The 6757-nt window shown below is 66.3% G+C and carries 6 protein-coding genes and 1 pseudogene; 3 read left to right on the top strand and 4 right to left on the bottom strand.

The window, feature by feature from the left end:
* The coding region (locus DBR23_RS06945; RefSeq protein ID WP_108497752.1) for a hypothetical protein at positions 1–180 on the bottom strand (180 nt) is incomplete at its 3' end.
* A 641-nt stretch (positions 181–821) separates the two neighbouring features.
* Here DBR23_RS06945 and DBR23_RS06940 point away from each other — a divergent pair.
* Positions 822–1130 (top strand): hypothetical protein, encoded by a 309-nt coding sequence (locus DBR23_RS06940; RefSeq protein WP_108497751.1) that lies wholly within the window; start codon positions 822–824, stop codon positions 1128–1130.
* A gap of 50 nt (positions 1131–1180) precedes the next feature.
* Here DBR23_RS06940 and DBR23_RS06935 read toward each other — a convergent pair whose 3' ends face one another.
* On the bottom strand, positions 1181–3649 hold the full coding sequence (locus DBR23_RS06935) for a DNA repair protein (protein ID WP_108497750.1): 2469 nt from the start codon (positions 3647–3649) through the stop codon (positions 1181–1183).
* 204 nt (positions 3650–3853) lie between these two features.
* Between DBR23_RS06935 and DBR23_RS06930 the strand changes: the two genes are divergently transcribed.
* Together DBR23_RS06930 and DBR23_RS06925 are read left to right on the top strand one after the other, a co-directional pair.
* On the top strand, positions 3854–4255 hold the full coding sequence (locus tag DBR23_RS06930) for a DUF6088 family protein (protein ID WP_108497749.1): 402 nt from the start codon (positions 3854–3856) through the stop codon (positions 4253–4255).
* Positions 4252–5217, top strand: a complete 966-nt coding sequence (locus DBR23_RS06925) for a nucleotidyl transferase AbiEii/AbiGii toxin family protein (protein ID WP_108497748.1) — start codon at positions 4252–4254, stop codon at positions 5215–5217. Before DBR23_RS06930 ends, DBR23_RS06925 begins: the two co-directional genes overlap by 4 nt.
* 18 nt (positions 5218–5235) lie before the next feature.
* Here the strand turns inward: DBR23_RS06925 and DBR23_RS06920 are convergent, their stop codons facing one another.
* Together DBR23_RS06920 and DBR23_RS06915 are read right to left on the bottom strand one after the other, a co-directional pair.
* Complete coding sequence (locus DBR23_RS06920; RefSeq protein ID WP_108497747.1) at positions 5236–6501, bottom strand: metallophosphoesterase family protein; 1266 nt, start codon at positions 6499–6501, stop codon at positions 5236–5238.
* Between the two features lie 11 nt (positions 6502–6512).
* Positions 6513–6757: pseudogene (locus tag DBR23_RS06915) on the bottom strand (hypothetical protein); the annotation flags it as partial.

The following is a 6757-nucleotide window of genomic DNA, read 5'->3' as shown; positions in this document are numbered from 1 at the left end:
GATCATCCAATGAAGGAACTGCGTATCCTGCGAAACGCCCCAATAGTGCGCCTTGCACTTCGCCACATACGCATCCAGATCCGCACGCGTGCGGATACCGGCAGGCTCGATGTCTGTCAGCCAACGGAAATACTCGATTTCCTTCTGCGTCAAACGGATCTGGGAACCCAGGCGGATCATGGAGAAACCTCTTGATGGTCACCATGCTGACGCAAAACAACGTGCTTGAGGACAAATTAACGGGCCCTGATCAAAAAATTTCCTGAGTGGCAGCAGAGTAATTTTCGAGTGTCACGGGACTGCCATATGCCATGCCTCCGGCTTTCCAGATGTTGGCGAATGGCCACGTTTCGGCGCATTTCCCATCCGGCCCCGCGAACAAACGCCCGCCACCGCCACGATTTCCAGCCGACACAGGTTTTCCCCCTTGTGATGCGGCAAACCCAGGGGCACAGTCCCAATACCGGTCGAGGGCCTGATCAGGGCCTCCGGTCGCTTGCTCACGTCACAGCCCATCCAGCCAAGACCATCGTGCCGGCAGCCGTTGCGCACCTCCATCAAACCGCGGACGCCATCCCCTCGGCGACCGGCGCTGCCCTGCATTTCGATCCAGGAGAGCGATGTGGGAAACGCGCTCACAACCTCCTATCCGCGCATAGCACTGCTGGGTGCGCCGTGCATCTACCGCTTCATCGCCGCGAGCAACTCTCGGCGCCTCGCATGGGAATCCCGTCGGATTCTCTTGTATAGCGGCATGGTATTTGCGAAGCCCACAAGGCATCCCAGAACCCGTGTCGGCATTGCCACACAAGGAAGGAAACATGCACACCCATTGCATTGAGCAATTGCGCGGGCTCGCCGAGCCTCTGGCGGCTCTCTCGCTGACCCACCTGACACCCACCACCCGACAAAAGTTGCACGCAGACGATCTGTCCGTCAATGCCTACCCCACCGACTTTGGAGGCTTCGTATACGTAGGCTCGCCGCGCTACCGCATGCCTGCGGAGTCCGATCTTGCAAAGATCTTCGAGGCTGCAGAGCAAGCTGGCATCGTCTGGCTCAAGTTCGACAGCGAAGCGCCGACCGTCAAGGGCCTGCCGACTTTCACGCCCCAAGACACTATCCTCTGAGGCCCCGCGACGCCAGCGCACTGCGTCCGGGGCGGACACCTTGACCTCTGTCACTCCATGGGCAAGGCGTCGGCATCTGCCCGCAAAGCCTCCAGATCGATCACCGCATCGGCCATGCCGGCCAACTCGGGCGTCTGAGAGACGAAGAACTCCCGGTGATAGCCGCCCAGTCGCAGCACCTCGCGCTTCATCGCCCCGAACATGCGCTTTCGGTCCGGGTCGAGGGCCCCGTCTGCTTCATCCGAGAACAGGGTCTCGTAGCGCCGTTCGCCAGCCTGCGCCAAATACAGTGCCACCGCCCGCACCAGGCATTCGTTGATCCAGACCCGCTCCCCTCCACTCATCAGCCGCACACTCTTGCTCTCCCCTGAATCGGCGTCATGCACCAGGATGTCGAAGTCCTCCCGTTTCTCGCCCTTGGCCGTCTCCCCCTGCGTGAGGATGGAGACCGTGAAGCGCGGGCCGTAGCACGCCAGCAGCAAGTCGTTCGCCAGTCCCGACAAGGCCGGCCCCGCATCGTCGATCGCCAGCGCAATCAAACCATCATTGCTCATGCACCGCGCCAGCAGGGCCCAGTCGCCCATCGCGCTCTCGATCCGCAGGGCACGCCGATGCGCCGCAGCCCGACGTTGTGCCAGGGCATCCAGCTGCTGACGCAGCGCCGCCAGGCTCTCCAACTCCTTCAAAGCGTCTACGTGCGAGCCCTGTGCATTGCCATGCGCGGCGATGGCGCGATCGCGTGCCGACTCGGCAATGACCAGCTGCTGGGGATCAAAGGGTTCCGGCAAAGTGCGCAGGACGGCATCCAGCCGGGCCAGCGCCTGCTTCAGCAGGTCGGACTGCTGCGTCCGCCGCGCGTCGATGGCCTGCATGGCGGCGGTAATGGCATCCCGCTCCTCCCGCTCGGCAACCGCTTCGGCCGAGGAATCGTCCCTCTCGGGATCTCCAAGGCCGTCCAGTTCGGCCTGAACCTCGGTCAAGCGCTGGCGCGCGACCTGAATCTCTTCCGCCTTCGCCGCCAGCAGGGCAAGTCGCGATGCGCGGCTGCGAGCGCGCTCCTGGCGATGCTCGGCGGCTTCCAATTGGCCGCTCGCGGCTGACAGCGACTGGACACGCGCCTTGACGGCCCGGCCCTCCCGCTCGACCTCCGCCTTCTCGTCGCCCAAACGCCGCAGCACCGCATCGGCGCTGGGAATCAGCGCCTGCGCCTCCCGTGCATCGGCCAGCAGTTGGCAAGCTCCCTGCAGCGGCATCCCGGCGCACGGCACCTCGGCGGTCAGGCCCAAACGGCGCCTGAGTGCCTGCGCCTGCAAGACAGCCTGCCCTGCCTCTCGTTCGATACCCTGAACCCGCTGCACAAGGATGCGCAACTGGCCCTTGGCCTGCTCCCACTCCGCCACCTGGTCTCGGCGATGACGCGCACGCTCGGTGCGCAGTTCCAGCAACTGCTCTGCCAGCGGCAAACGCCGCAATGCGTTGTGCACCAGGTGCTCCCGCTCCAGCAAGGCATGGCACCGGCTCCGTACGTTCTCCAGCCGTTCTCGGCGCTGCAGGGCCTGCGCCCCCCGCTGCGCAACACGGCGCATGAGCCGGTCCAGCCGCTGGCGCGCATCCTGTTCGCGCCCCGCCAGGTCCTGCAGAACCACTCGGCCCGCTCCCTGCGCAGCTTCCCGCTCCTGCAACAACTGGCCCCGCCGCGCGTCGGCCTCGCGCGCCTGCTCGCGCTGTGCCGCGGCCCGGGCGTGGGCCTGGCGCGCCTCCTCCAGCGCCGACGCCGCCGCTGCCACCGCCGCCTGCGTCCGGGCGGCACGCGCCGGCGCATCGGCGGCATCGGCCCGCGCGCGGGCGAGCCGTTCTCCCTCGGCGTCCAAGGCAGAGGCCTCCTGGCGCAGCGCTACCAGCCCTGCCTTCAACAGCTTGGCGGTCTCACCGGCCTTGCGCCCCAGCTCGCGGATATGCTCCTGCCCCAGCAGGTCGGCCAGCAGCGTTTTGATCTCCGCGTTGCGGTAGTCGCTGAGCTGACGCTTGCACTGGGCTCCGAAGACCGACGTGAAGAAGGTATCGGCGCTGCCGCACAGGTGCTCCACGCAACGCGTATAGGTGTCCACCTTGCCGTCCGACACCGTGCCATCCTCCAGTGTGACGGGGCGCCATGCGCCCGCATCGGAGAGTGCGAACAGGAAGGCCTCCGTCCGGCGCCGACCGTTGGGACGGATCACGATCTGGGAGCGATAGCTTTGGCCTTCGAGCGCCCAAACCAGCTCCTTCTCGTTCTCCGGAAGGTAGACATGGTCGTAGTAGCTGAAGCCGCCCGCGCCCGCTGCGGACGCACGCGAGGGCATCGTGAGGTACGGGTGCATGTTGTCGAGCACCGTGGTCTTGCCGCGCCCGTTGGCACCCGCGATGGCGACCAGCTCGGCCCCATCGCACAGTGCCTCGAAGTCCAGCGTCAAGGCATCCAGGCCCAGGCCATCCCGGATCCCGCGAAAGCCCTTGAGGGTCAGGGAAAGTAGTTGCATGGCGAAGTTCTCCATGGGTTTGACGCACCCAGTTTCCCGTGAAAGCCCGGGGAAGCAAGGGCTTGAGCGCCGTGGCCGCCCCTCTCCGGCACTCTGGCAAGAGGATGATCGAGTCATGCTGCAAAATTCCTTTTTCGTTCAATGGCTTATCGAAATCGACAAGAGAGGTAAAATCGTCCGTCAAGGATCCTCCCTCCCACCGCCATGAACACGCTCAATCGCATCAAACGCTCCGTCGCCAACCGCAGCGACGATGTGCTGCTGCGCAGCGAGTTCGACCAGTTCGGCAGTGCCGCGCAGGTCGGCCGCGCACTGCGCGAACTGGTGCTGGACGGCACGCTGGTGCGCCTGGGCCTGGGCGTCTATGCCAAGGCCAAGCCAAGCGTGCTGACGGGCAAGCCGATTCCGGTGCGGCCGCTGGAGGTCCTGGCCCCCGAGGCGCTGAACAAGCTGGGTGTGACCGTCATGGCCAGCCGCTTGACCGAGGCGTACAACGCCGGACACAGCACCCAGGTGCCTGCGGGCATCGTCTTCAACGTCGGCCGACGCCGCATCGCCCGCAAGCTGGGCTTCAACGGCAAGGCGATCCAGTACGAACACGCATGAGGGTGCTGGCACCGCAGCGGCGGGAACTGATCGAGGCGCTCATCGCGGAAGCCACTTCCGGCGGAATCACTGCGGGCCTGCTGGAAAAGGACGAGCACCTGACCGATGCGTTGCGGGCCCTGTTCGCCTTGAGGCTTGAGGGTATGCAACTGGTGTTCTGTGGTGGCACCAGCCTGTCCAAGGCCTACGGGCTAATCGAACGCATGTCCGAGGACGCGGATCTGAAGGTGGTGCTGCCGGATGCGGGCCAAGTCCCCCGCGCCGAGGTCCGCCGCCGCCTTTCCGCGCTGAAGGCCCAGGTGGCCGAAACGCTGGCCGGGATCGGCCTGGTCGAGGACAAGGGCAAAGAACTGGCCTTCAACGAGAACCGGTACTTCTGCAGTGAGTGGAGCTATGCGCGGCACTATGCATCCGCCGCGGGGCTGCGCCCTCACCTGCAGATCGAATTGACGGCACGCACTCCGGTTTTGCCTCCACAGGTGCGCCGTATCACCACGCTGGCCGACCAACTCGCCGGCCGCTCCGATCAAGCCTTCGAGGTCCCGGTGGTCGCCGTAGCCGAAACGGTCGCGGAGAAAGTCCTGTCATTCCTGCGCCGCTACGCACAGCATCGCGCCGGGCTCATGCGCCAGGCCTGGGACACGGCCCTGGTCCGGCATCTCTACGACGTGCATTGCATCCGCCAACGCCAGCCTGAGATGCTGAGCGCAGCGCAGCGGGCCTTTCCTGCGCTGGTCGCAGGTGACCAAAAGGAGTTCGGCACCCAGTTCCCGGACTTTGCCACGGCCCCTCGTCAGGTGCTGAGCGGCGCGCTGCGGCAGGCCCGTGCGGACGCGAAGATCCAGGCGGAGTTCACCGGCAACCTGCTGCCGCTGGTCTATGGGGGCGGCACACCGGCATTCGCGCAGGCTTTCGGCGACTTCGACGCGGTCGCCGAAGCGCTGCTGGAAGTGCTGCCGTAGCCCTGCCCACCGGACGCGTCAGGCCGCCAGCCGCATGGGTTCCAAGGGCTGGTCTTCGGCATCCCGCTCGCGCAATAGATCCGCTGCAATGTCCTCGGGTGTCGCTTCCTCCAGCGCGGCAAGGCATCTCAGCAGCGGTTCGGGGTTGACCTCGGACACCTGGGCCCAGGCGCGCAGCTTGTCCTCCATCCTCGCCATGCGCGAGATGCCGGCCATGCGCGTGCGCACCACGGGCACGATGCGGCCCTCGAGCTTGGTCTCCGCGGCGTCGGCAAGGATCCGTTGGATGGCCCCGCGATCCACGGATCCCCGATCCTCCTCTGCCACGGTCCAGCGCACGCGCACGCTGGCACCGGCGATGTCCTGCCGTGCAACCGCTTCGCGCAAGGCCTCGAGATCCGGGCGGCCCTCGAACACGATATCCATGGTCCGGCGCGCCGGAGTGGGCTCCAGGGTGCAGCAGGCCGAATCCGCGCCCACTTCCCACAGCAGAAATCCCTTCTCCCCCTCTTCTCCATAGTGAAAGCGGCCGATGGAACCCGCATAGGCGATCAATTGCGCACCCGCAAGCCCCTGCTGCGCCCAGGTCTGGTGCCGATGGATATGGCCGAGCATGAAAGCCTGGGCCTCGGCGGCAAACAACGCCCCGGTCGTGAACTCATGATCGAAACCAGCCATTGGCACGCCGTGCTCGCTCACGCAACCGAACACCGTGCCGTGGGACACGCCGATGGTGGGCAGTCCTCGGCTGCGCGCGATCCGGTGTGACGGCGCAAAGCCGCAGAGCAGCCGGGCGAGTTGCTCTCCCACAGCCTGCGCCGCGTGCGTCGCCCCGGCGGTAGCCGCCACGGTCGCCTTGTTGACAGTGGGTAGACAGGAGAACAGCGCTACCGCGCGATCCGGTAAAGCGCCGAAATGCCATTGCGGGGAAGCGATCCAGTCGCCCTCACGGGTCAGGGCCACCTGCTGGATCCGGTCGGCCACGTGAATCGGGTGGCGCCCACCGACCGAGCGGAAGATGTCCAAGGTACCCGGGGGCTCGTGCGAGTAGGTACCCTGCAACAGCAGCACCGGGCAATGATCGGCCAAGCGCCGCACCCGCTCCACCAGCCGCGCTGCGGCGGGCGAATGCAGGTCCAGCGCGTGATCGGTCGCGTCCCCGGACATCACGGCGGCCTGCGCCCCCTGCGCCACGGCCCGCTCGATGGCAGCGCCGAAGCAGCGCTCGGCCTCGGCGAGTGTCCTTGTTCCATAGTGCAGGTCGGAAAAGTGTGCGATGCGCATGGTCTTCTCCTTCAGGCACCCAGGCCCAGTTCGGCGTCGATCTTGTCGAGGTAGCCTTCCGGGTCTTGGGCGTACCTGTCGAGCTCGTCCCACGCACGACCGCGGCCGTGGGGGTTGATCCGCCAGCCATGGCCCCAGCGCAAGGCCGCGTATGCGGAGTAGCGCTCCGTATCACCGCCCATGGCCCGGACGCGCGCCAGCAGTTGCGCGAGCGTAGGTCGCGCCTGCTCCAGACGCGGATGGCCGGCACCGGCGG

The organism is Acidovorax sp. HMWF018 (assembly GCF_003061035.1).
In the GTDB taxonomy this organism is placed as follows: domain Bacteria; phylum Pseudomonadota; class Gammaproteobacteria; order Burkholderiales; family Burkholderiaceae_C; genus Acidovorax; species Acidovorax delafieldii.
Note: the sequence above shows the minus strand (reverse complement) of the source record. Positions and strands in the feature narration are given on the sequence as shown.

Bases quoted from the DNA above. Each gene is read 5' to 3' on its own strand.
- DBR23_RS06940 (WP_108497751.1), top strand. From the start codon at position 822: ATGCACACCCATTGCATTGAGCAATTGCGCGGGCTCGCCGAGCCTCTG.
- DBR23_RS06935 (WP_108497750.1), bottom strand. From the start codon at position 3,649: ATGCAACTACTTTCCCTGACCCTCAAGGGCTTTCGCGGGATCCGGGAT.
- DBR23_RS06930 (WP_108497749.1), top strand. From the start codon at position 3,854: ATGAACACGCTCAATCGCATCAAACGCTCCGTCGCCAACCGCAGCGAC.
- DBR23_RS06925 (WP_108497748.1), top strand. From the start codon at position 4,252: ATGAGGGTGCTGGCACCGCAGCGGCGGGAACTGATCGAGGCGCTCATC.
- DBR23_RS06920 (WP_108497747.1), bottom strand. From the start codon at position 6,501: ATGCGCATCGCACACTTTTCCGACCTGCACTATGGAACAAGGACACTC.